Source organism: Proteiniphilum sp. (genome assembly GCF_034927365.1).
GTDB lineage: Bacteria > Bacteroidota > Bacteroidia > Bacteroidales > Dysgonomonadaceae > Proteiniphilum.
Map to the genome: position 1 here is coordinate 45177 of NZ_JAYFQD010000008.1, position 25110 is coordinate 70286.

The window sequence follows — 25110 nt, forward strand, 5'->3', positions numbered from 1 at the left end:
CACCACTTCCTATTTTTTTAAATTTGTAATAATATGAGTAACAGTCCTCAAATCAATCACATACAAGACAGAAGTACCACGATCAAGTCGATGATAATACTGGCATTACTGTTTTTTATTTTCGGATTGGTATCATGGGTTAACACCATTTTAATACCCTATTTCCAGCTAACTCTCCAGTTATCCAAACTACAATCGTCTCTGGTGACATTCGCCTTCTACATTGCCTATCTGTTCATGGCAATCCCATCCTCTTTTCTGCTGAATAAGGTAGGCTATAAAAAGGGAATGATGCTGGGACTATGGTGTATGTCGATAGGAGCCCTGTTATTTCTCCCCGCAGCTTACTGGCGCACATATCAAATATTTCTACTGGGATTATTTTTGTTGGGTGTTGGATTGGCTATTCTACAGTCGGCAGCTAATCCCTACGTAACCATTGTGGGTCCTATAGAGAGCGCAGCCAAACGGATGAGTATCGTAGGAACCGGCAATAAACTGGCAGGAGTAATTGCTAACCTGATATTTGCGGCAGTGGTCATCCGCGAATCCGACAAGGTACTTATACGGGAAATTGAAGCGGGGAATTACACGGGTGCCTCTCTGGAAACAGCTTTAGACACACTGATAAAGGGAGTGATGACACCTTACCTCATTTTGGCCATCTTCCTGTTTATATTCGGTATAATTGTCCGTTATTCACCGCTGCCCAACCTGGATCCGTCGGTAGTAAATAAACGGTCTGAAGAAGATGAGGTCTCACGTAAATCCATCTTTCAATATCCGGCGCTTATTTTGGGTGTAGTCGCGATGTTTTTCCATATAGGAACCCAAATGATCGCATTGTCCACCAGTATCCAGTATGCGCAAACCATGGGCGGCAGTCTGGCTGGATCAGCACAAAATATTCCTTCCTACACCATGTTCCTGACATTTATCGGCTATTTCATAGGAATCGCCCTTATCCCAAAATATCTGAAACAACGGAATGCTCTTTTGATTTGTGCCTCCATCAATCTGATATTGTCAACAATGTTGATAATCACCTCGGGAACCGTAAAATTCCTGGGCATCACTTCCGATATATCTCTCTGGTATCTGGTGATGATGGGGCTTCCCAATGCATTACTCTATGCCGGTATCTGGCCACTGGCCATCAATAAATTAGGAAAGCATACCAATCTGGGATCAGCATTCCTTGTCATGGCTTTAAGCGGCAGTGCTTTCATGCCTATGATTTACCACGCTTTAGTGGAAGCACAAGCAATATTGACACCTTTTGAAGCGATGAAACAGGCATATTGGATCCTTATTCCCTGCTTTGCATACATCGTATGGTATGCAGCAAGAGGATATAGGATTAGATCATGGAAAAAATAATGTGCCAATGTGACTAATATGCCGATAACAATTGAGCATCTATTGAATTTCAACTGAATAACTACTGAACAACTATCGAATAACTACTGAATAACTACTGAATTATGCACCGAACTATCATAAAAAACGGAAAGATCATCTTCCCTGATAAAATCGCAGAGAACATGGTCATTGTATGTGAGAAGGGAAAGATCACTGATATTCTAAAATCGAACGAAGTTGTGTTTGGTGATGGCGATGTGGTCATCGATGTCAAGAAAAAATATGTGTCACCCGGTTTTATAGATATCCATACTCACGGCGGTGGCGGACATGACTTTATGGACGGAACCGTAGAGGCATATCTCGGTGCAGCCGAAACACATGCCAGACACGGAACGACCGCACTTTTACCCACTACCCTGACCAGCACTTTTGAAGAGTTGATGAAAACATTCTCTACCTACAAGGAAGCGGTAAAGCTGAACAGCAAAGGAGCCAAATTCCTGGGCTTGCATCTTGAGGGCCCCTACTTCGCCTATAATCAACGGGGGGCACAAGATCCCAAGTACCTCAGAAATCCGGAACCGGAAGAATACAACAGAATATTAGCGGCATCAGATGACATCGTTCGATGGAGCCTTGCTCCGGAACTACCCGGCGCATTAGTGTTCGGTAAAGTGCTCAAAGAAAAAAATATCCTCGCCTCCATTGCACATAGCGACGCTATCTATGAAGAGGTAGTCAATGCTTACAATGCCGGTTTCAAACATATTACCCATCTCTATTCGGCCATGTCGACCGTCACTCGCAGAAACGCCTTCCGGTACGCAGGTATTGTGGAAGCGGCCTATCTGATTGATGATATGAACGTGGAAATCATTGCTGACGGAGTACATTTGCCAAAATCTCTCCTTCAGTTCGTATATAAATTCAAGGGGCCCGACAAAACCGCGCTTGTTACCGATTCAATGCGCGGAGCAGGCATGCCCGATGGGGAATCTATCCTGGGCAGTCTCGACAAAGGACAAAAGGTAATCATCGAAGACGGTGTGGCCAAACTCCCGGATCGTACAGCTTTTGCAGGAAGCGTTGCCACTACCGACCGCCTGGTCAAAACCATGGTCAACATAGCGGAAGTACCTCTGGTAGAGGCCATAAAAATGATGACCTTAACGCCGGCCCGCATGATGAAGATAGATCAGCAGAAAGGATCTATTGAAAAAGGCAAGGATGCCGATTTTGTTATTTTTGACAATAATATCAATGTTTCACATACAATTTTGGAAGGTAATGTCATATACAGAAATTAACACGAATGTAATCGCATTCACACAAGGAATGCTGAAGGTAAAAATCTTCCATACACGGGAAGAAATGGGCAAAGAAGCGGCAGACAATGTATCGGATACAATACGCCTGCTTCTTAAAGAAAAAGATGAGATTAATATGATCTTCGCTGCCGCACCATCGCAAAGCGATTTTATGAAGGAGTTGATTGCCGATGAACGAATCCGGTGGGAAAAGATAAACGCCTTTCACATGGACGAATACATAGGATTGGATAAAAATGCTCCTCAAGGATTTGGTAATTTCCTGAAAGAACGCATCTTTGGCAGAGTTCCTTTCAAGAGTGTCCACTATATAAACGGACAGGCAGAAGAGCCTTCCAAAGAATGTGAAAGGTATACCGGTTTGCTAAGACAGTATCCGGTGGATATCGTTTGCCTTGGCATTGGGGAGAATGGGCACATCGCATTCAATGACCCACCCGTAGCCGATTTCAAGGATTCGAAACAGGTGAAAGTGGTAGAGCTGGATATGGCTTGCAGGCAACAACAGGTAAACGAAAATCTGTTCACGAAAATAGATTCAGTGCCCACTCACGCCATAACAATTACTATCCCGGCATTAATGAACTCCAAATATATGTTTTGTATGGTACCGGCACGGAATAAAGCAGAAGCAGTCTATCATACACTGAACGACGAGATCAGCGAAAAATGTCCAGCCACTATCTTGAGAACAAAAGAGGAGGCCATACTATATTTGGATGAAGAAAGTGCGTCACTGCTTAATTGAAATAAGAAATTAGAAGTTAGAAGTGGATGAGTGATTAGGTGGCGAGGTGCTCAAGAGGAAATTCTTAATATCCTAAACCATAGATCCTACATCCAAAATCTAAAAGTCTTGGATCTTGATTCTTGACTCTAAAAATAAACCATTATGAAACTAAAAATTATTTTATCAGTTATCTTGTCTGGATTATTATTAACTGCCCAGGCACAGGTAAAAATTGGAATCATCGGATTGGATACCTCCCACTCCATCGCTTTCACCAAATTTTTGAATGGAGCAGATAAAAAAGAAGAATTCAAGGATTTTCGGATCGTGGCAGCCTATCCGTACGGGTCAAAAACCATTAAATCGAGTTACGACCGTATCCCGGGTTATATAGATCAAGTAAAGGAAATGGGCGTGGAGATTGTTCCGTCCATAGCCGAACTTTTAGAGAAAGTAGATTGTGTAATGCTGGAGACAAATGATGGTAATCTGCATCTGGAACAGGCTTACGAAGTATTCAAAGCAGGAAAGATCGTTTTTATAGATAAACCCATAGGTGCTAACCTGGCACAGGCTATCGCTATTTTTCAACTGGCTAAACAATATAACGTTCCTCTCTTCTCATCATCAGCTCTACGATATTCTGTTCAGAGTCAGAAACTTCGAAAAGGAGAGTTAGGAAAAGTATTGGGTGCCGACTGTTATACACCTGCGCATCTTGAACCGTCACATGCCGACATGGCATGGTATGGAATTCATGGTATTGAGAATTTATTTACCGTCATGGGGACAGGCTGTATTTCGGTAAATCGCCTGTCGTCTGAAGGAACAGACTTTGTAGTCGGTCTCTGGGATGACGGTAGAATTGGTACTGTAAGAGGAGCCCGTACCGGAAAAACTCCTTATGGAGGGAATGCGGTTACGGACCAGGGAGTTGTTCCAACAGGTGGATATGACGGCTATGAACCGCTGTTAAAGGAAATCCTGAAATTCTTCAAAACACGTGTTTCTCCGATAACAGAAAAAGAGACGCTGGAAATATTCACCTTTATTGAAGCGGCCGATATAAGTAAGAATAAAGGTGGCAAGATCATCTCTATGAATGAAGTTTATAAAAAAGGGGAGAAAGATGCAACAAAGCTAATCCGGAAATTAAAATAGTGCTAAAATGAAAAAAGGCTGGTTGATTATTACAATAGTTTTCATGTTACTTTCTTGCGTCCAAAAAAATAATAACACGTCTGAAAAGCAGACTTTATTCACTGGAAAAGCAGGAGAGATAGGACTAATTGTATTGGCTCCCGGCCATTTTCATGCCAATCTGCTGCAAAAGAACACCATCCCACAGGTAAACGATTCTGTGTTCGTATATGCAGCAACCGAAGATACCGGATTAAAGCAATATCTCTCAGCAACAGGATCGTTCAATCAAAGAGAAGAAGTCCCCACAAACTGGCAAACAGTTGTGTATACCGGAGATGATTTCCTGCAGAAGATGGTAGGTGACAAGAAAGGGAACGTAGTAGTACTCGCGGGTAATAACAAAGCAAAGACCGGATATATTCTTGGTGCAGTAGATGCAGGATTGAATGTACTGTCAGATAAACCTATGGCCATTAACCGGGAAGATTTTCTTTTGCTGGAAAAAGCATATGCCAATGCCGAAGCACAAAACGTCCTGTTATATGATATGATGACAGAGCGTTACGATATGTTGAACATTATTGAGAAAGAACTTCTCAACAACGGGGATCTCTTCGGGGAACTGCAAGCGGGAACACCGGAAGATCCTGCGGTATATATGGAGAGTGTGCATCATTTCTACAAAGAGGTATCCGGCACACCATTGATCCGTCCGGCGTGGTATTACGATGTGGAACAACAGGGAGAAGGTATCGCCGATGTAACCACACACTTGATCGATTTGCTGTTCTGGAAATGTTTCCCAGACCAGTCCATCGATTACAACAAGGATATCAGAAATATCACAGCCACCCATTGGCCCACTGAAGTTGAATTGTATCAGTTTACAAAATCAACGGGGGAGACAACTTTTCCCGATTACCTGCACAAGTATATTGATAATTCTACGCTGAAAGTATATGCCAACGGCACCCTCCATTTCAATGTAAAGAATCGGAATGTGGGTTTGAAAGTGATCTGGAATTGGCAGGCACCTGAAGGTAGCAGCGACACTTTCATGTCAGTAATAAAGGGGACAAAAGCTGTTCTGAAAACGGTTCAGAACAAAGATCAAGGTTTTGTAAAACAACTGTACGTACAGAAACCGGAGGGTTTGGATCAAGATGAATTTTACGGTAACCTGCAAAAAGCAATTGAGAAAATCCGTATAACTTATCCTTTCGTTTCTATGTCAGCAACCTCCAAGAAAGGGGAATATCTCATCAATATCCCGGTGGAAAACAGGGAAGGGCATGAATCGCATTTCAGGTATGTAGCTGAAAGCTTTTTCAGTTTTCTGGTAAACCGGGATATGCCGGAATGGGAGAAGACCAACACTTTGGCAAAATATTACATCACTACAAAAGCAGTAGAAGTTGCAAAAGATAGGGATTGACACCGGCGCTACTTATTATGATGAATCGAAAATGTTCCATGGTTCATTAAAGAACATCATGGGAACGCGGTTCGATATACTTGCTATCGGCCCGAACAGATTGAAGTCACAGGAAATATGGAACGATATCGTATTTGAACTTCGACGGCTCGATCAACTCTTTAATCGTTTTGACAGTACAAGCGAGACTTCAAGAATAAATCGGGATGCTATTCATGAACCTGTTCATGTAAGCCCGGAAATGTGGGCTATACTGCAAAGTTGCCGAATGTACCACACACGCACTTTGAAATTGTTTGATATCACACTGGATGATTTTTCAAAGGTAGAGTTGATAGAAAATGGCCACTCTGTCATTTTTTCCAAAAAAGACATCTCATTAGATTTCGGAGGCTACGCCAAAGGATATGCGTTAGCAAAAATAGAAGATTTAATTCATCAGGCCGATATAAAACAGTGCTTTGCAGATTTCGGAAGCAGCTCCATATTGGGAATTGGGAACCATCCTTATGGAGATGCATGGAAAGTGAGTTTTGAAAACCCATATAACCGGGATGACGTTTTAGGCGAGATTTCTTTAAAAGATCTGGCTCTTTCGGTTTCCGGTAATACCCCTTCCTACACAGGTCATATTCAGCGACCAGGGTCCAATAGTCCGGTGACAGAGCATAAAGCCGTCGCTGTAACCTCTGAAAATCCATTGGATGCCGAAGTACTGAGTACAGTTCTTATGATCGCCACTGATTCGGAAAGAAAAAGAATCGCTGAAAATTTTAAAATACAAAATATCGCAGAATATAATTTATAGATGTTATGTCGAAAAAAGGGTCTGAACAGGTAGACACAAGCCTGAGGCAATTTATCAAAGACTTAGGTTATATTTCAGGTGGAGCAGCACTCCTGGCAACCACACCCTGGCTCCAGTCGTTTACTACCGATAAAGCCAAAGAAATCAGAAAAGAGAAAGCCAGGATAGGATTCATCGGAACGGGTTCCAGAGGAACGTATAACATGCACGCCGTGTTAGCATTGCAACATGCCGAAATTGTAGCCCTGTGCGATATATATCCGCCGAACCTGAAAAATGCTTCATCTCTGTGCCCCTCTGCGAAAACATATACAGATTACAGGAATATGCTGGAGTCTAAGGATATCGATGGAGTTATTATATCTACCCCGCTTTACCTCCATGCTCCCATGACATTGGATGCCCTGGATGCGGGAAAACATGTCTACTGCGAGAAGGCAATGGCATTGACTATGGAGCAGTGTAAAGAAATTTACAATGCATATCAGAAAACGGATAAAGTACTCTATTTCTGCATGCAACGCATGTTTGACCAGAAATATATAAAGGGTATGCAAATGATTCATTCCGGGGTGATCGGTGACATTGTAGGAGAACGTTGTTACTGGTTCAGGAACCACGACTGGAGACGGCCTGTTCCTTCACCGGAAATGGAACGTCAGGTTAACTGGCGCCTCTATCGGGATTATTCAGGCGGCCTGATGACCGAATTGGCCTCTCATCAGTTAGAGGTGTGTTGCTGGGCCATGCAGTCAGTGCCCGAGTCAGTTGTCGGAACCGGTGATATTGTGTATTGGAAAGACGGAAGAGAAGTGTATGATAGTGTAAACCTGATATATCATTACGCCAACGGAGTTAAAATCAATTATGAGTCACTTATTTCCAATAAATACAATGGCATGGAAGATCAAATATTGGGTAAAAAAGGAACCATGAATCTTGCCACCGGTATTTATTTTCTGGAGAATGAGTCTGGCGAAAAAAAATCGGGAATTGAACAATTGATCGGGCAGATAGGGAATAAATTATACTCCTCTGTACCTGCTGCTGGTCCCAGTTGGCGTCCGGAAACAAAAGAAAAGTATATCCCTCACCATATCCTGGAAGGTGAGTTCCATGTGAACGACGGCCTATCCATGACTGGTGCGCTGAAAGATGGCTCTGATGAAATCCTGTCTGCATTTTGTCAGGCTTGCATTACCGGTGAAAAAGGCAAGAATATCGTGGAAGAGGCGTACCTGGCTACCATGCTTTGTCATTTAGGAAATCAGGCTATGGCGGATCAAAAGAAAATCTTCTTCCCGGAAGAATACAAAATTCCTTATATGAAATTTTAATTATGCTATGATGAAGGATATCGTTATTACATCAAAAAGAATAAAAAAAGAGACTCTTATTCTTTTATTTTGCTTCATAACAGCATTTCTTATTAATGTGGCAACCATTATCATATATAAAACTCCATGGATAGAGGTCGTTACACAAATAGGATATGTCATTGTCATAACCATTGTACTATATGTTATTGTTGCTTTGTTGAGGATATTGTCATGGTGGTTATTGAAGTTGTTTGAGATAATAAAAAACAGGAAGAAAAGGCTGGAGAACTCTTAACTGACTCTCCGCACCAATTTATTTATATGTTGAAATATACAACTTTCATTATTCTCGTATTGTCGGGATCTTTTTTATACGGACAAAATGTATCGGGTATAAAAGAGTATGAAAAGGAATATGTCACATATCCCTTTTCTGATCCTGATCCTATACCTGTATTAGGAAAGGTGTATCCATATTACAGATACGACGGGTTCACGGAGAAACCGGAAAAAAAATCATGGAAAGTCGTTGAAATCGAAAATCAATTTCTCAAGATAAAAATCTTCCCCGAGATTGGCGGTAAAATCTGGTCAGTGATTGATAAGACGAATGGAAAAGAACTCTTTTATGACAATGATGTGGTGAAATTCAGAGACATCTCTCTGCGAGGGCCCTGGACAAGCGGAGGCATCGAATTCAACTACGGAGTGGTAGGACACGCCCCCTCCTGTTCTTTTCCGGTAGACTATATGACAAAGGTAAATGAGGATGGAAGCGCCAGTTGCTTTATAGGTGTACTGGACCTGTTAACAAGAACCCGCTGGACGGTTGAGATAAACCTGCCTAAAGATAAAGGCTGGTTTACTACCTGTTCTTTCTGGCATAATTCCACATCGGGAACACAGCCCTACTATAATTGGGTTAATACGGGGGTACTGGCCAAGGAAGATCTCCAATTCATCTATCCGGGTAAACATAGTCTCCGTCACGATGGCGTAGCACTACCCTGGCCCATGGATTCGTTAAGGAATAAGAATCTGTCCCGTTGGATTGAAAACGACTTCATCGGTTCCAAATCATACCATATTACGGGAACTCATACTCCTTATTTTGGGGCTTATTGGGCTGCAGACGACGTGGGCATGATGCAATATGCCAACCGGGATGACAAATTGGGAAGGAAAATCTTCAGTTGGGCATTATCCGACCAGGGGCATATCTGGAAAGAATTGCTTACCAACAGTAAGGGACAATACGTAGAACTTCAAAGCGGGAGGCTCTTCAATCAGAATATGGTAATCAGCAGCCTTACGCCATTCAAACAGATAGGATTTATGCCGTATGCAACCGATAGATGGGATGAATACTGGTTTCCCTATAAAGAAACGAAAGGTGTAAGCAATGTAAATCTTCAAGGAGTGATATATGTAAGCAAGGACAACGGACTCTTCTCTCTCCGATTATATCCTCTGCAGATGATAAACGATACACTGAAATTTTATAATAAGAATAGAGAAATACTCTTTATACAGCAGGTTTCACTGGAAATTGCAAAGATCTATGAATTTCAATCTTCCTCGTTGAAAGCCGATTCGGTTCATTTCATCCAATTAGCCAATCAAACTTTATGGAGCAATGAGAATATTGATTTGCAAAGGCCGGCAGATAAAAACGAACAATTCAACTGGGATACGGCCCAGGGACAATATCTCCGGGGAAGGGACCTCTCAGGATTAAGATTGTATGATCAGTCTGAAACCTTTATCCGTAAAGCATTGGAATATGATCCTTATTTCATTCCTGCGTTGACTGAAATGTCGCGCCTTTGTTATCATAAAATGGATTATGACTCGGCTTTCTATTATGCCTATCAAGCATTATCCATCGACACATACGATCCGGCGGCTAATTTTGAATATGGCCGATCGGCATTGAGACAAAAAAAATATTACGATGCCCTCGATGGTTTTGAAGTGGCTGCCCTCTCTTTTCCATACAGGAGCGCTGCATATACCGAACTTGCCAAAATATATACGGTGAGGAATGATTATGCCAAGGCAATTGAATATGCTGAGAAAAGCCTGATAAACAACCGGGAAAATATCGAAAGTTTACAGCTCCTTTACTTACTGCACAGGATAAAAGGAGACAAGAAAGAAACAGCCCGACTCGGCGATATGATCCAATCGGTAGACCCGTTAAACCACTTTATCCGGTTTGAAAAGTACCTGCGGGATAAATCCCCGTCGAGCCGGAAAATCTTCCAGGAGAGTATACAATTCGAAATGCCGGCAGAGATTTATCTCGAACTGGGTATCTGGTACAACACTTTAGGACAAAAAGAAAGCGCCCTGGAACTCTTCAATATTGCTCCGGTACATACTGAAATACAATATTGGATCGCTTTCCTGAAAAACGATACTCAAATATTAAAAAACGCAGAAGGGCTTGACCCGGCTTTTGTTTTTCCTTTCCGTGACGAAAGTGAACAGGTTTTTGAATGGGCAAAAGAGAATGGCAGCCAGTGGAAGGCAACCTATTACCTCTCATTGCTCCATGCTTTTAGGAATAACCGGGAAAAAGTGATCCAATTACTGAATTCTGTGGAAGATAAACCCGATTTTCCTCCGTTCTATATTCTTAGATCCAGGTTTATTACCGATAACAGGGAAAAGGATCTGCAAAAGGCTATTTCGTTAAATGCCACCGAATGGCGTTATGTCCATGAACTAACCCGATTTTATTTGAGTAGATCAAATCCCCGGGAAGCGTTAAACGTGATTGGCCCGTTTTACAAAAAAAACCAGGATCATTTTCCAACAGGTACTTTATACATACGAACACTGATCAGAAACAAACAATATAACGATGCTGAGAAAATATTGGCAAGCATTCATATCCTTCCTTTTGAAGGAGCCAGTGATGGCAGTCTGCTCTATCAGGAAACAAAATTGATGCTTGCTGCAGCAGCTTTGAACACAGGAAATCTCAAATTGGCTTCTAAAAAGATTGAAGAGGCCAGACTCTGGCCGAGAAATCTGGGCGTGGGAAAGCCCTATGATGATGTAATCGACACCCGGATGGAAGATTGGTTGAGTGCCATACTTTACATTCAATCCGGCAATCCGGAGCAACAGAAAAGATATCTCGGGAAAGTGGCAGAGAGCACGTTAAGCCCGAACTCCGTCAATACATTGCTACAATGTACCGCCCTATATCAATTGGGGGAATCTCAAAAGGCAGAACAACTCTTCCTTCAGTGGAAGAGTAATCAGAGAGAAGAAAATATGCAACAATGGGGTGAATCGTTCTATAAGGAGAACAGGGATAAGAAAAATCCTTTCGATTATGAACGTACAATCCGGATCATCGGGCTTATCTCGGGAACGGAAGACACCAGATTATTTTAATAACAGACTATAATATAAATCATTATGATTAAAAAATCAGGATTATTTATTCTTTTGTTTATCACTTCCACTTTTTATATACTCAGCAAGGATGATAAACAGGTTTATCTCTATCAGGTAGATCCATTGATCAAAGTCCTGAAAGAAAGAAATTATTTCAGGGAAGAAATAGATACCATCAGGGTAGCAAAAGGAGAAGTGGCCAGCGTACAGATTGTGGTGCACGGACAGGCGGAAATCAGGAATATGCAGGCAACGGTGACCGGTATTTCGTCAGGATCATCAAAACTGACCGGGGCTACAGCCGGTTGGGTCGGATATGTACGCGTGGGACGTTCCTATAATCCCCCGTCCAAAGATATTATCCGATCGACATCGGGTTATTTCCCCGATCCCATTTTCCCCGACTCCGCCTTTTCCATCAAACCGGGAGAGGTGCAACCGTTATGGATCAGTGTGCCCACCGATGCCGCCACTACACCCGGACTATATAAAGGGAGTGTACAGATTAAGGGAGAAGTGGGGAAAAAGAAAAAAACATGGACCAAAGATTTCTATATCCGGGTCTATCCGGTTACATTGGGAAAATCTCCGCTATATATCACCAACTGGTCGGCTCATTTTAGCCCCACAACGCTCTCTTACCTGAATAACAATGAACCGCTGGAAGCATATTCCCCGCTTTATTGGGAACTGATAGAGATGCATGCCAAAATAATGGCTTCCCATAGGCAAAATGTACACCGGATATATCCCATCTGGCACACGTTATATACTTATGACAACGGTAAATATACTTTCGACTTCAGCCGCTTCGACAAGGAAGCCGAAATTTTTGATGCGGTAGGAGCTTTGGAAAGAATAGAAGGGGGCCATCTGGCCTGGCGTTCCGGTGCTTGGGACGACCCTTTCTTCGTGGAAGTGCCACTACCCGACAACGAGGAGACTGCCAAATTACGTACTACACCGAATCCAATGAAAGTAGAGAACGGGATCAGATTCACCTTATTGCCCGTGGATGATGAAAGGGCGAAAAACTTTATCACCCAGTTCTTACCCGCCTTAAAAAAACACCTGGAGGAAAAAGGATGGCTCGACAGGTATATGCAGCATATTGCCGACGAACCGACGGCAAAAAATGCGGAATCGTACGTCACCATCAGCAACTATATCCATGAATTCCTGCCCGGCGTCAAGGTACTGGATGCAGTGCTAACCTCCAAGGAACTGGCAGGCGCGATTGATGTATGGGTCCCGGAATTGGATATCCTTCACAAGGATTATAGCTTTTACACCGATTTGAAAAAAGAAGGAAAAGAAATCTGGTTCTATACCTGCGTCGGGCCAAGAGGTAATTATGCAAACAGGTTTATAGAACTCCCTCTCAACCAGACAAGATACCTCCATTGGATCAATTATAAATATGATGCAACCGGATATCTTCATTGGGGGCTTAACTACTGGGTCAAAGACCAGTTAAATGCGGATGCATCACGGGATAGTGGCAGGTTACCGGCAGGTGATAACTGCATCATATATCCGGGATACCGCAAACTATACACCTCAATCCGTTTTGAAGCGATGCGGGATGGCATTGATGATTATCAGTTATTGAAGATGGTGGAAAATAAAGACGCGAAAAGGGCAAAAAGCTTTGCCGATGCAATCATCCTCAATTTTAACGATTATGAGGCAAGCGTGACTTCTTTCAGAAGTATTAGAAAACAGATGCTGGATTTTCTGTGCAAGGATAATTGAGGAATTAGTAACGACAACGGTGCTGAGGGCCGGTAATAGGCAATACGATAAGGAAAACTATGGTAAACCCTTTAGAGGCTTAATGCGGGATAACTTTTTTTATACGCCTAAACACTCAATCAATATGCAAAACAGGAGAGTATTTATAAAAAACTTAGCTACTACAGCATTGATAGCCAACAGTATTCCTACGGTATTATTGGCAGGAAATAAATCCGTAAAGCTACAAAGGAGCCATACACCCCCAAATTCTTTGATAAATATTGCTTTAATCGGGAAAGGCAAGATGGGGACATCCGATACCAGAATAGCCTTATCAGTGGGAGGAGTGAAGATGGTGGGAGTTTGCGACCTTTATGACAAGCGGTTGGAAGAGGCGCGTAATCAATGGGGAAATGATATTTTTACCACTAAAAATTACAAAGACATTCTTTCTCGAAAAGATGTAGACGCAGTGATCATAGCCACCCCAGATCATTGGCATCAAGCCATCGCCATCGAGGCAATGAACGCCGGCAAGCATGTCTATTGTGAAAAACCGGTTATTCATAAACTGAAAGAAGGGGAAGCCCTGATCAAGGCTCAACAGAAAAACGGAGTAGTCTTCCAGGTTGGCTCGCAGGGAATGTCATCCCTGGGAAATAGAGCTGCCCGTTTATTGATACAGGCAGGCGTAATTGGTCCTGTAAATTTTATTGACGGTCAATTCACGGTATCTCCGGGTGCTTTACGCCCCTATACCCCTCCGGCGGACGCATCAGAGAAAACTATCTGGTGGGAGCAATTCCTGGGAAATGCTCCTAAACGGGCTTTTGATCCCCAACGTTTTTTTTCCTGGCGTAGCTGGCGTGATTACGGGACAGGCGTCGCGGGAGATCTGTTCGTCCATGTCTTAGCCAGCATTCATTACATCATGGATGCCATCGGGCCGGAAAAAGTATATACAACCGGAGGAATCCGGCATTATACGAACGGATTACGAGACACACCGGATATTATGTTGGGATACTTTGATTATCCCGATAGAAATAATAGAGGGGCTTTTACTGTTCAATTAGGCGCTAATTGTGTCGACGGAATCTCCAGGAAATGGGGGAGTACCGACTTCAGGATTGTAGGCTCACTCGGTTCATTGGATGTGGAATGGGATAAAATTACACTGAAGACGACATACGATCTGGACTTGAAAAATGTTGAAGTATTGAATCAGTTGGGACAGGGAATAAATATCCCGGAAATAGTGTCTCCACGGGAATATGTCTTTAAAGCAGAGAAGGGATATAAAGGAGGACATTATGACCATCATTCCAATTTTTTGAATGCAATAAGAAATAATACTCCTGTGGCAGGGGATGTTCTTTTTGCTGTCCGTTCAGCCGCACCTGCCCTACTGAGTTATGAGAGTTACCTGAAGGGACAGGCAATTAAATGGAATTCTGAAAAATTAGAAATTATACGATGAAACAGTTATATCATCTACTCACCGCCACACTCGTTGTACTGCTTTGTACATCGTGCCATTCCTCCAAAGGTTCGGCTACAGTGGACAGTACTGGCAAGGAAAAAGTTTTCCGGCTATCGGCAAAGGAACGGAGACAAGGTTTTAAGGTTCTTTTCGACGGGACCTCGATGGCTCAATGGATCGACAACACAAATCAATATGTTGTCGAAGAGGGATGCATCGTGATGCACCCTAAAACCAGTTATGGTGGTAATTTATACACTAAAGCAGCATATGAAAATTTTATTTTTCGTTTTGAATTCATGCTTACACCCGGTGCGAATAGCGGGATAGGGACAAGACATAAAATTGTGCATACTCCGAAAGGATACGACGGTATAGAATTACAGATACTGGATGATTACGATCCCAAATACAAAGATCTTAAACCTTATCAATTTCATGGTTCCCTTTACGGTTGGGTACCGGCAAAAAAAGGGTATCTGAAACCTTCAGGCAAATGGAATTATCAAGAGGTCATCATGAATAAAAATCATTTACAGGTAATGTTGAATGGTACCTTAATTATGGACGCAGATCTGGATGAATTGATAAAAAATGCACCCAAAGATAAAGACACATCGAAATTACAGTACAAAAAAGGCCATATCGCTTTTTTAGGACATGGAGACATCATCAAATTCAGGAATATAAGGGTTAAAGAATTATAGTTTTACACTCAAGATATATGTATAGAAAACTCACACACAAAATCATCAATATGCCAATTCACACACGAAGGATGAAAAGGGTCCTCAAGCATTTTTTCAAATTATGTTTGCTCGTTATCATTATTTTCTCTGTTTCCTGTGCAAGCACGAAACAGGACGGGGTGAAAATGGTTGAATTAAAAGAACCCAAACGTCCCGTGGGGCAGGAAAATGTGTTGCATCTCGCCGTGGATCCCATCCCTACTGTCAGAATCGGCTTTATAGGGATAGGGAACCGAGGATTCGCGGCGCTCCGAAGGTATGTGTATATCGAAGGTATTGAAATCAAAGCTATCTGCGATCTGAAAGAGGACAGGGTGAAAGAGGGACAAGCCTATCTGCGAAGCAGGAGTTTTCCTCCTGCCGATGAATATGTGGGAGAAGAGGCGTGGAAAAAGGTTTGTGAGCGCGACGACATTGATTTAATCTATATATGCACCGACTGGTTGACACATACCCCGATGGCGGTGTATGCCATGGAACAAGGCAAACATGTCGCCTTGGAAATGCCGGCGGCAGTCACCATCGATGAATGCTGGCAATTAGTCAATACGGCAGAAAGAACCCGAAAACACTGTATGCTCCTGGAAAATTGCTGTTACGACTTCTTCGAACTCACAACGCTCAATATGGCGCAAAAGGGAGTATTCGGAGAGTTGATACATGGAGAAGGCGCTTATATTCACGAAGGAAGATACCAGTTTAAGGATTTGGAATCGTGGCGCGTGAAATTTTATGAGAACTATACAGGAAACGCCTATCCTACCCATGGATTTGGCCCCATCTGTCAGGCAATGAACATACACAGGGGAGACAAATTGAATTATCTGGTATCCATTTCTTCAGACCAATTCGGAATTTCGAACTATCTAAAAGAACTCCATGGCGAAGGATCGCCCGAATCACAACGGAAATACGCTTTGGGCGACATCAACACAACCATCATCCGCACGGAAAAGGGAAAGACTATCATGGTACAATATGATGTGATCAGTCCACGTCCATATAGCCGCCTTCATACGCTTAGCGGCACAAAAGGATTTGCCCAGAAATACCCGACTCCCAATATAGCACTCGATCCTGATTCGCATCAATTCCTGACGGAAGAGAAATTGAATAAGCTTCTGAAAGAGTATGAACACCCTTTCATCAAAGAGATAGGAGAAAAGGCCAAGCAGGTCGGAGGTCATGGGGGGATGGATTTTATCATGGATTATCGTTTGATCCATTGCTTGAGAAACGGATTGCCTCTCGATATGGATGTATATGATGCCGCAGAATGGTCATGCCTTGTGGAGCTCACAAAAATCTCCACCACCCATGGAGGGATACCGGTGAGAATTCCCGACTTTACAAGAGGAGATTGGAATAAATTACAAGGACTGAAGTTTTTTTAATATAAATTCAACGATCAACAACAAACAATCATTGTATGACACCCAATAGTAGACGTAAATTTATCAAACAGGCAGTCATCTCAGGGGTAGGTCTGAGCATGGGAGGAGCCTCACTGGCCAATACGCCAACAGTCGAATCATCTGCAAAACAGATCGTATTGCCTGACGTATCAAAATTGGCCTCCACACCACCCGATATTCCATTTGCTCCAAGAAGAATTGCCAGTTGGTGGAATACAATAGAAGATCTGCAATGGTCACAGAAAAGTATCAGGGATAAAATCAAGAGAAGAGCGGAGGCGTTTGCAGAAGCGAAGATAGACATGGTCGTGAATTACGGATTCCATATCCGGTTCGATTTTTCCAACTATTTTGGTCAGTTGCACGGCCTATGGGCGAATGCCTGTGAAGAGTTGCACCAATATGGGATCAAGTTTATGGATCACTATTCGTGTAACCATGTGGAGAGACCGAAAAATATCGATGATTTTCACAAGCTTCACCGCAGCCATCGTCATCATGTTTTGCTGTTCCATGATCCCATAGCCGCCAAACATGCACAGTATGAAGGACATCTCTTTCAGGATATCTGCGAGGTAGATATACGGAATGGTAACAGGGGCTATTCGGAACAGTACCAGATGGAGGCTTTCTGCCATAATAATCCGGCTTTTCTGGACATGCATACCAAATACCTGAAACGGCTTTTGAATGAAGTACCTATCGATGCGATTGAAGTAGATGACATGTGCGATTACGTAGGGCTTGCAGCCTGCGGATGTAAATATTGCAGGGAACGGTTCAAGCGCGATTACAACCGGGAAATTCCTCCTTTCGATGACAAGAGTTTCTGGGGGGACACCTCAAAACCGATGTTATACTGGGGTAATTATGACAACCCTGCCTTCAGGGATTTTCTCCACATGAAAGTGGACGGCATCGTCGACCATGTCAAGTTGGTGAAAATGACGGTAGGGAACATACCGCTGATGTCGTGCTGCTCCAGTACCGGCCCCATTATCCTGAATTCCATATCCCTGAATCTGGAAAGGATGGCTCCCTATCTCGATTTCTTCATGCTGGAGAATGTGGGGACAAATATTCGGTCTACCAACTGGGTTCATATGGATGCCGAAGCGTTGCATCAAAAAGATATCGCCAGGCAGAGGGGCGACTCACCCGCCATCGCGTTGAGCTATACCATCTATGAGAAGGGAGCTTATATGGGATGGGCATTAAGCCGCTTCTGGGGCGTGGCCAATTGGAGCAGTACCCACAACCAGCGACTGATAGAAGATCCCGCCGATGCCCGTGAGATGGAAGAGGTCATCCATGAATGGAATAACTGGGAAGTGGACAACAGTGATCTTGATTACAGGAAAGGAGAAGACCTGGTGGAAGTCCGGCTTGTAAGCAACAGCTATTGCAGGGATAACGGATGGCGCGACAAAGACGGGAAAGAGCATTGGGACCGTTTGAAAGCATGGTCCAGTTCACTGTTGAAACACAATGTGGGATACCGGTTCGTGAGAACCGATGAGTTGGCCGATGCTGCTGCACTGAAACAGGAATCCACACCCCTTATCCTCGACGGGGTGGCTTGTGTTTCTGACAAACAGTTCAAGGCCCTTTCCGGTTATTTGATATCGGGGGGAAAGGCATGGCTCGCACTACCCTTCGGCACACACGACGAGAAAGGGTTTGAACGGTCAACTCCTTTGTCCGGGCAAATATTGAAAGCATACGGTAAACAGGTCACTGTTATCGACTCGGCCCTCAATTCCGATCCTTTGGGCGGACTGATACAGTCGAAAAAGTTTTCTCCGGTCATTCGGCAAACAGCAGGCGACGAACGGTGGGCAGCAAGGATCAGGTTGTATGATGGTGAATTCACCCTGCATTTTATGAATACGGCCATGAACCCTATTCCCCATCCTACCATAAAAGACAATGGAGGTGTAGCCATCATTCAGGATATCGACTCTCATATTACCGACAATAAGCTCTCTTTCGAGATAAAGATGGATGCATTGCCTCAAGCCCAATATGTATTGAAGAGCCCGGAGTTAAAAGACAAGAATCGAAACGTAGTACCCATCAAGGGGAAAAAGGGACATCAACTGCTTGATGTAGATTTGAGCGACATAAAAATATATGGTGTAGTCCAAAAGGGATAAGGTGATAGATAGCTCACTATCTCTATTTACAAGGGAACAAAACAGACAAAAATGACAGGCAAATGAGTAGCAGGCGTAAATTTATTAAACAAACATTGGCTTCAGGAGTCGGATTGAGCATGGGGGAATACTCCCTGTCCAATACGACTGCAAGCCAATCATCCGCACCACAAATCATACTGCCTGATATTTCGATCTTAGCTTCCACTCCCCCTGATATTTCTTTTATACCGAAAAGAATCGCCAGTTGGTGGACCACTATCGAAGATCTACAATGGTCGCAGAAAAGTATCAGGGATAAAATCAAGAGAAGGGCAGAGGCTTTTGCAGAAGCCAAAATAGATATGGCAGTAAACTTCGGATTTCATATCCGGTTTGATTTTGCCGACTATTTTGGGCAGTTACACGGTTTTATGGCCAATGTGTGTGAGGAACTCCACAAATATGACATCAAGTTTATGGATCACTATTCTTGTAATCATGTACAGAGGCCCAAGAACGAGGATGATTTTCACAAGTTGCATTGGAGCCACCGTCACCATGTACTGCTGTTTCACGATCCTATTGCCGCCAAATATGCCCAGTATGAAGGACACCTCTTTCAGGATATCTGTGAGGTGGATGTAAGAGATGGCAGTAGAGGATATTCGATGCAATACCAGATGGAAGCATTCTGCCATAATAATCCCGGCTTTCTCGATATGCATGTCAAATACTTAAAGCGCCTTTTGAATGAAGTTGCCATCGACGCCATTCAAGTGGATGACATGTGCGATTATGTCGGTCTTGCTGCTTGTGGATGCAAATATTGTAGGGAACGGTTTAAGCGTGATTACGACAGGGCAATTCCCCCCTTCGACGACAAGAGTTTCTGGGGAGATACCTCCAAACCGATGTTACAATGGGGGAATTACGATAATCCCGATTTTAGGGATTTCCTCCACATGAAAGTGGATGGAATTGTAGACCATGTGAAGCTGGTAAAAATGACAGTGGGAGGCATGCCCCTCATGTCGTGCTGTTCCAGCACCGGTCCCATCGTATTAAATTCCATCTCCTTGAATCTGGAGAGAATGGCACCCTACCTCGACTTCTTTATGCTGGAGAATGTCGGAAAAAATATCAGATCCATCGATTGGGTACGTATGGACGCAGAGGCGTTACATCAAAAAGATATCGCTAGGCAGAGAGGAAATGTTCCCGCCATTGCATTGAGCTACACAATTTATGAAAAAGGAGCATACCTCGGTTGGGCATTAAGTCGTTTCTGGGGCGTTGCCAATTGGAGTAGTACACTCACTCAACGCCTGATAGAAGATCCTGCCGATGCCGGTGAGATGGAAGAGGTCATCCATGAGTGGAACAATTGGGAAGTAGACAATAGTGATCTCGACTACAGGAAAGGAAAAGATTTAGTCGAGGTAAGGCTTGTAAGCAATAGCTATTGCAGGGATAACGGATGGCGAGACGAGGAGGGGAAAGAGCATTGGGATCGATTGAAGGCATGGTCTGGTCTACTGGTCAAGCATAATGTGGGATACAGATTTGTGAGAACAGATGAATTGGGTGATGCCACTGCGTTGAAGCAAGAATCCACCCCCCTTATTCTCGACGGTGTCGCCTCTGTATCAGACAGACAGTTTAAGGCTCTCTCCAGTTATCTGGCAACAGGAGGTAAAGCATGGCTTGCACTGCCATTCGGTACGCACGATGAGAGAGGTTTTGAACGGTCAGCTCCCCTGTCGAAACAACTCTTAAAGGCTTATGGTAAGCGAATTACCGTAATTAATTCGGCTATTCACTCCGACCCGCTGGCAGAATTGATACAGGCGAAAAAGTTTTCTCCCGTCATCCGGCAAAAAGAGGGCGATGAACGTTGGGCAGCAAGAATCAGGTTCAACAATGGAGAATTTACCATGCACTTTCTAAACAGGGCAATGGAAGCGGTTCCCCACCCTCATATAAAAGACAACAAGAAAATTGCCATCCTAAAGGATATCAAATCTTCGATTACAGACAACCGGCTTTCTTACGAGATAAGAATGGACACGCTGCCTCACCCCCGATATATCTTGAAAAGTCCAGAGTTAAAGGATAAAAGCCGTGAAGTAATATCCGGCAAGGGGAACAAGGGATATCAACAGGTGAATGTCGATTTAAGCGGTATTAATGTATATGGTGTCATTCAAAAGGGATAACAACCCCGGCTTCCTGGATATGCATGTCAAGTATCTGAAACGCCTATTGAACGAAGTACCCATTGATGCAATTGAGGTCGATGACATGTACGATTACGTCGGTCTTGCTTCCTGTGGATGTAAATATTGCAGGGAACGATTTAAACGTGATTACAACCGGGAAATCCCATCCTTCGACGACAATTTTTTTTGGGGGGACACCTCCAAACCGATGTTATATTGGGGAAATTATGATAATCCCGCTTTCAGGAACTTCATCCGGATAAAAAGTGAGAGTGTGGCGAATCATGTAAAACTGGTAAAAAGCACAGCCGGGAAAATACCCCTACAGACATGCTCTTCAAGTACCGGCCCGATTGTATTGAATACCATTTCGTTGAATTTGGAGAGAATGTCTCCATACCTCGATTTCTTCATGCTAGAGAATGTAGGACAAAATGGAAACGGTGTCAACTGGGTCCCTAAAGATCAATAATAATCTATCCAAATGAAAAAAAATATTTTAACAGCATTAATTGTGATTTCTTTTATTTCTCCCGCCTTTTCACAAGGGAGAATAGATACTAACGAACGCCTTTTTGTGAAAAGAATAGAGCAGAATGCGTATGGAAATCGATGGAATTTTGACGGTAAGGAGAGTTTAGAGAAACTCTTCTTCGGGGATTTTAATGCCTATGTAGAGTTTTTTTGCTCCGAAATGGCTGAGACCAGTTTTCGTGTTCTAAAGAAAGGATTGTTCTATACCCTTGAAATAAAATATGTTACTAACGCAAAAGAGGTAGATGAAGCATTTGAAAAGAAAACAAAACACTATAAAGTGGCAACGCGTGCGGTTCCAATAAGTAGTCAGTTTGCAGAGAGATTGCACAAAAGGATGTTTTTTTGTATCGACAATTTTAAGGCAACAAAAGCCCCTCCCAATATTTCACGATTAGTTGTTGATGGTTACTGGGTGACATTTCGTGTGGTAACCGACGAAGCAGTGGTGTGGTCTTTGAAGATTGACAATCCCAGTGAAAACGACGCTGAAAAAATGGCGAATCTTTGTCTGAAGATCGCAGCAGACGTTCGCTATAATGTTTTTCACGAATCAAGGTCTTTCGAATCAAAGTATATGGATGAATTGAAGACAAATGACTTAAACATTTACAACAGTGTGAAGCAATGATTCTAATTTGATTATCACTCTCCAAACGATAAAAGAGATTTGTCCTCATCTTACTGTCTATATTTAATTGTATTTTCACAAATCTCCCCTCTCCGAAAGGTCTCTTTTCCGATAAATACTCTGTCCACACAGTTTGTTGATAGGCCCAAAGTGGCGAAACTGGGGTTTTCGGAGTGGTCTCAAAAATAATATTTTGAACGAACTATATGTAAATGATAACCTTGAAAAAAGAGAAAGGTTATTATTCTTTAGCTGTTGATCTGAGCGACATGAAAATATATGCCGTGGCACAACCAGCTATGTAAGTTTATGATGATATTGACGTTTTTCGAGGGTTTTAAAACGCAAAATAAACTAATAAAATTGAATTCACGCTGTATGTTTGTGTGGCTATAAGTTTAAACAGTTCTTTTGTGAAAAGAATGGAGCAGAATATGCATGGAAATCGATAGAATTTTGACGGTAAGTTCCACTGTATACGGCGAAATTTAGCGATTCTGTTCATAATAAATAATCCATACACAAATAACAGAAAAGTGAATAGTAGGCGAAAATTTATTAAACAAACTCTGATTTCAGGGGTTGGGTTGAATATGGGACTATCCTCCCTCGCAAACACCTCTGCCGGGGAGGTATGTGAAAACAAAACAGCATTGTTGAATATACCCGACTTGGGAGTCGCCTCTCCCGACATCCCGTTTGTGCCACACAGGGTCGCGAGGTGGTGGATAAACCTGGAAGATTTGCAATGGTCCCAGAAAAGTATCAGGGATAAAATCAAACGCAGAGCCGAAGCATTTGCCAAAGCCAAAATTGATACGGCGATCAATGGAGGATGCCACATCCGTTTCGACTTTTCCAATTATTTCGGCCAACTGCATGGTTACCTGGCCAATGTGTGTGAGGAGCTCCACCAATATGGGATAAAGTACATCGATCACTACTCCTGCAATCATGTACAAAGACCGCGTAATGAAGAGGAGTTCCACAAACTGCACCGGAACCATCGTCATCATGTGTTGTTATTCCATGACCCCATCGCGGCCAAGCATGCCCAGTATGAAGGACATCACTTCCAGAATATCTGCGAGGTGGATATCCGCGACGGAAGCCGAGGTTATGCGGCACAATACCAGATGGAGGCATTTTGCCATAACAACCCGGGATTTCTGGATATGCATGTCAAATATTTGAAGCGGTTATTGGCCGAAGTCCCCATCGACGCGATCGAAGTGGATGACATGTGCGATTATGTAGGACTTGCTGCCTGTGGATGTAAATATTGCAGGGAGCGTTTCAAACGTGATTACAATAGAGAAATTCCTTCCTTTCATGAGAAGAGTTTCTGGGGAGACACCTCAAAACCGATGTTATATTGGGGTAATTATGACAATCCCGCCTTCAGGGACTTTATCCGGATGAAAACCGACAGTATCACCGATCATGTAAAACTGGTAAAACATACTGTAGGCAAACTGCCCTTGCTGACATGTACTTCAAGCACCGGCCCCATTAGCCTGAACGCCATCTCGCTGAACCTGGAGAGAATGTCTCCATACCTCGATTTCTTCATGCTGGAGAATGTGGGGGCAACTATCAGGTCCACCAATTGGGTGAGGATGGATACCGAAGCATTACATCAAAAGGATATTGCCAGGCAGAGAGGCGATGCTCCCGCCATCGCATTGAGTTCCACCATTTATGAAAAAGGAGCCTATCTTGGCTGGGCATTAAGCCGCTTCTGGGGTGTGGCCAATTGGAGCAATTTGCTCAATCGACGCTTGGAAGAAGATCCGTCTGATGCCCGGGAAATGGCAGAAGTGATCCATGAGTGGAATAACTGGGAGGTAGACAATAGTAATCTTGACTACCGAAAAGGAGAAGATATGGTAGAAGTCAGGCTTGTCAGCAACAGCTATTGCCGGGATAACGGATGGCGAGATAAGGACGGGAAAGAGCATTGGACCCGTTTGAAAGCATGGTCGGAATCACTGGTGGAACATAATGTAGGATACCGGTTTGTAAGAACCGACGAGCTAGGCGATGCCGTCGTGTTGAAACGGGAATCCACCCCCCTGGTCCTCGATGGTGTGGCTTGTGTTTCTGACAAACAGTTCAAAGCCCTTTCCAGTTACCTGGCGTCGGGGGGAAAAGCTTGGCTCGCGCTACCCTTCGGCACACACGACGAGAAAGGGTTCGAACGGACAACCCCTCTATCCGAACAGCTATTAAAGGAGCATGGGAGACGAATTGCCGTGATTGACTCGGCCATTCATTCCGACCCGCTGGCAGGGCTGATAGAGGCGAAAAAGTTCTCCCCCATCATCTGGCAAACAGGGGGCGATACACGGTGGGCGGCAAGGATCAGATTCTACGATGGCGAGTTTACCATCCATTTTCTGAATAGGGCGATGAAACCTATCCCTCATCCGGATATCAAAGATATCATCCAGGATATCGATTCTCTGATTACCAACAATCGGCTTTCTTATGAGATAAGGATGGACACGTTGCCTCACTCTCGCTATGTGTTGAGAAGCCCGGAATTAAAGGATAAAAGTCGGGAAGTTATATCCGGCAAGACAAAAAAGGGGTATCAACACCTCAAAGTGGATCTGACCGGAATCAATGTATATGGCATTATTCAAAAGGGATAACTGCC

Annotated in this window: 17 protein-coding genes; all 17 read left to right on the forward strand. The window is 43.3% G+C overall.

The window, feature by feature from the left end; genetic code table 11:
- Nucleotides 1–33: 33 nt before the first annotated feature.
- The 17 genes from gluP (at nt 34) to VB073_RS06025 (ending at nt 25105) form a co-directional block, all read left to right on the forward strand.
- Nucleotides 34–1380 carry a glucose/galactose MFS transporter gene (gluP, locus tag VB073_RS05945; protein ID WP_323403232.1) on the forward strand — a complete coding sequence of 449 codons (1347 nt, stop codon included), beginning with the start codon at nt 34–36 and terminating at the stop codon, nt 1378–1380.
- A 104-nt stretch (nt 1381–1484) separates the two neighbouring features.
- The gene (gene nagA, locus VB073_RS05950) at nt 1485–2672 is read left to right on the forward strand and encodes an N-acetylglucosamine-6-phosphate deacetylase (RefSeq protein WP_323403233.1); all 1188 of its coding nucleotides are present in this window, start codon (nt 1485–1487) and stop codon (nt 2670–2672) included.
- A complete protein-coding gene (locus VB073_RS05955) occupies nt 2653–3441 on the forward strand; it encodes a glucosamine-6-phosphate deaminase (protein WP_323403234.1) in 789 nt (262 codons plus the stop codon). The genes nagA and VB073_RS05955 overlap by 20 nt, the downstream gene beginning before the upstream one ends.
- A 144-nt stretch (nt 3442–3585) precedes the next feature.
- Nucleotides 3586–4584, forward strand: coding sequence for a Gfo/Idh/MocA family protein (locus VB073_RS05960; RefSeq protein ID WP_323403235.1), 999 nt, complete (start codon nt 3586–3588; stop codon nt 4582–4584).
- Nucleotides 4585–4591: 7 nt separating this feature from the next.
- Nucleotides 4592–6001, forward strand: coding sequence for a putative oxidoreductase C-terminal domain-containing protein (locus tag VB073_RS05965; RefSeq protein ID WP_323403236.1), 1410 nt, complete (start codon nt 4592–4594; stop codon nt 5999–6001).
- Nucleotides 5982–6809, forward strand: a complete 828-nt coding sequence (locus VB073_RS05970; RefSeq protein WP_416349508.1) for an FAD:protein FMN transferase — start codon at nt 5982–5984, stop codon at nt 6807–6809. Before VB073_RS05965 ends, VB073_RS05970 begins: the two co-directional genes overlap by 20 nt.
- 5 nt (nt 6810–6814) lie before the next feature.
- On the forward strand, nt 6815–8146 hold the full coding sequence (locus tag VB073_RS05975; protein WP_323403237.1) for a Gfo/Idh/MocA family oxidoreductase: 1332 nt from the start codon (nt 6815–6817) through the stop codon (nt 8144–8146).
- A gap of 303 nt (nt 8147–8449) precedes the next feature.
- The gene (locus tag VB073_RS05980; protein WP_323403238.1) at nt 8450–11539 is read left to right on the forward strand and encodes a DUF5107 domain-containing protein; all 3090 of its coding nucleotides are present in this window, start codon (nt 8450–8452) and stop codon (nt 11537–11539) included.
- A 24-nt stretch (nt 11540–11563) separates the two neighbouring features.
- The gene (locus VB073_RS05985; RefSeq protein ID WP_323403239.1) at nt 11564–13297 is read left to right on the forward strand and encodes a DUF4091 domain-containing protein; all 1734 of its coding nucleotides are present in this window, start codon (nt 11564–11566) and stop codon (nt 13295–13297) included.
- 124 nt (nt 13298–13421) lie between these two features.
- A complete protein-coding gene (locus tag VB073_RS05990; RefSeq protein WP_323403240.1) occupies nt 13422–14759 on the forward strand; it encodes a Gfo/Idh/MocA family oxidoreductase in 1338 nt (445 codons plus the stop codon).
- Nucleotides 14756–15469 carry a DUF1080 domain-containing protein gene (locus VB073_RS05995; protein WP_323403241.1) on the forward strand — a complete coding sequence of 238 codons (714 nt, stop codon included), beginning with the start codon at nt 14756–14758 and terminating at the stop codon, nt 15467–15469. The genes VB073_RS05990 and VB073_RS05995 overlap by 4 nt, the downstream gene beginning before the upstream one ends.
- A 71-nt stretch (nt 15470–15540) precedes the next feature.
- On the forward strand, nt 15541–16905 hold the full coding sequence (locus VB073_RS06000; RefSeq protein WP_416349509.1) for a Gfo/Idh/MocA family protein: 1365 nt from the start codon (nt 15541–15543) through the stop codon (nt 16903–16905).
- Between the two features lie 35 nt (nt 16906–16940).
- Nucleotides 16941–19082: a hypothetical protein gene (locus VB073_RS06005; RefSeq protein ID WP_323403243.1), complete on the forward strand. Its 2142-nt coding sequence runs from the start codon at nt 16941–16943 to the stop codon at nt 19080–19082.
- Nucleotides 19083–19144: 62 nt separating this feature from the next.
- Nucleotides 19145–21280: a hypothetical protein gene (locus VB073_RS06010; RefSeq protein ID WP_323403244.1), complete on the forward strand. Its 2136-nt coding sequence runs from the start codon at nt 19145–19147 to the stop codon at nt 21278–21280.
- Nucleotides 21258–21755, forward strand: a complete 498-nt coding sequence (locus VB073_RS06015) for a hypothetical protein (RefSeq protein ID WP_323403245.1) — start codon at nt 21258–21260, stop codon at nt 21753–21755. The genes VB073_RS06010 and VB073_RS06015 overlap by 23 nt, the downstream gene beginning before the upstream one ends.
- A gap of 12 nt (nt 21756–21767) precedes the next feature.
- The gene (locus VB073_RS06020; RefSeq protein ID WP_323403246.1) at nt 21768–22448 is read left to right on the forward strand and encodes a hypothetical protein; all 681 of its coding nucleotides are present in this window, start codon (nt 21768–21770) and stop codon (nt 22446–22448) included.
- A gap of 536 nt (nt 22449–22984) precedes the next feature.
- The gene (locus VB073_RS06025; protein ID WP_323403247.1) at nt 22985–25105 is read left to right on the forward strand and encodes a hypothetical protein; all 2121 of its coding nucleotides are present in this window, start codon (nt 22985–22987) and stop codon (nt 25103–25105) included.
- Nucleotides 25106–25110: the final 5 nt, after the last annotated feature.